This window comes from Mesorhizobium sp. M7A.F.Ca.CA.002.15.2.1, assembly GCF_003998715.1.
Taxonomy (GTDB): Bacteria; Pseudomonadota; Alphaproteobacteria; order Rhizobiales; family Rhizobiaceae; genus Mesorhizobium; species Mesorhizobium ciceri.
The window spans coordinates 1-1,505 of sequence record NZ_RZPI01000956.1 but is presented as its reverse complement, the minus strand read 5'-3'; the positions used below and the strand labels follow the sequence as shown (position 1 = coordinate 1,505).

Sequence of the window (1,505 nt, the reverse complement as noted above, 5' to 3'; positions counted from 1 at the left end):
GTCGATAGCAGGCTCACGGTTAGCATCGGGGCCGGCGGCGACATCAGATTGCGCATATCGGCCGAGAACGCGGCTATCGTGCTGGCCAATCTCATCGACAATTCGGCCAGGCATGGCGCGACGCAGGTTTCTGTCTCCGCTACGAGCGCCGGCGGCAAGGCGAGCATCCTGGTCAGCGACGACGGTGCCGGCATTTCGCCGAGCAACCGGGCGCGCATTTTCGAGCCGTTCTTCACCACGCGGCGCGAACAGGGCGGCACCGGCATGGGGCTTGGCATCGTGCTGGCCCTCCTGAAAGCGCATGATGGTATGATCGCGCTGGTTGACAGCGAGCGCGGCACGCGCTTCGAGGTCATTCTGCCGGTGGCGTGAAGGACACTATCGGCCGGATCGGAGAGAACATGCGCTACGACATCGTCATCATCGGCGGAGCCATCGTCGGCTCCTCGGTCGCCTATTACCTGCGTGAGCAAGGGTTTTCCGGCACGATCGCGCTGGTCGAGCGTGATCCGCAATTCGCGCATGCGGCAACGACGCTGTCCATGGCCTCGATCCGCCAGCAATTCTCGATCCCGGAAAACATCCGCCTGTCGCAGTTCACGCTGAAGCTGTTCCGGCGGCTGAAGGAAGAGTTCGGGGATGACGCCGATATCGGCTTTCGCGAGGGCGGCTACCTCATCCTTGCCGGCGAGGACGGCTTGCCGATCCTGAGGAGCAATCACCAGGCGCAGATGGCCGAGGGCGCCGACATTGTGCTGGAGGACGCGGATCAGCTGGTGCGCCGGTTCCCATGGCTGTCGACCGAGGGCATTTCAGCCGGCGCCTATGGCCGCACCGGCGAAGGCTGGTTCGACGCGCATGCGATGCTGACGCTGTTCCGCAAGGCGCTGCGGCAGAAGAAAGTCGATTTCATCGCCGCAGATGTCACCGGCATCGCGCGCGATGGCAACCGCGTCACGGGAGTGAGCCTGGGCAATGGCGAGACGCTGGAGGCTGGCATCGTCGTCAACGCCGCCGGCCCTAACGCCGGCAAGGTGGCTGCCATGGCCGGGCTCGAGCTGCCGGTCGAGCCGCGCAAGCGCAATGTCTTCGTCTTCGAGGCGCGCGAGAAATATGCCGACATGCCGCTGCTGGTCGATCCCTCCGGCATCTATGTCCGTCCGGAAGGCTCGGTCTACCTCACCGGCGGCGCCGAACCGGAGGAAGGCGACTGCGCACCCGATCCCGGCGACTTCGAGGTAAACTGGCCACTGTTCGAAGAGGTGATCTGGCCGGTGCTGGCGACCCGTATTCCCGCCTTCGAGGCGATCAAGCCGACCCGTGCCTGGGCCGGCCACTACGACTACAACACGCTCGACCAGAACGCGGTGATCGGTCCGCATCCCGACGTCGGCAATTTCCTATTCGCCAACGGCTTTTCCGGCCACGGCCTGCAGCAGGCGCCAGCAGTGGGCAAAGCGCTGGCCGAGCTGATCGTGCATGGCGGTTATCGCACGGTGGCTTGC

Annotated in this window: 2 protein-coding genes; both read left to right on the top strand. The window is 64.9% G+C overall.

Annotated features, from left to right (window positions below; translation table 11 throughout):
• On the top strand, positions 1-372 hold a 372-nt coding region (locus ENZ74_RS31495; protein ID WP_164761383.1), incomplete at its 5' end, for an ATP-binding protein.
• Between the two features lie 29 nt (positions 373-401).
• Positions 402-1,505: FAD-binding oxidoreductase (locus tag ENZ74_RS31490; RefSeq protein ID WP_164761382.1), on the top strand; the 1,104-nt coding region annotated here is incomplete at its 3' end.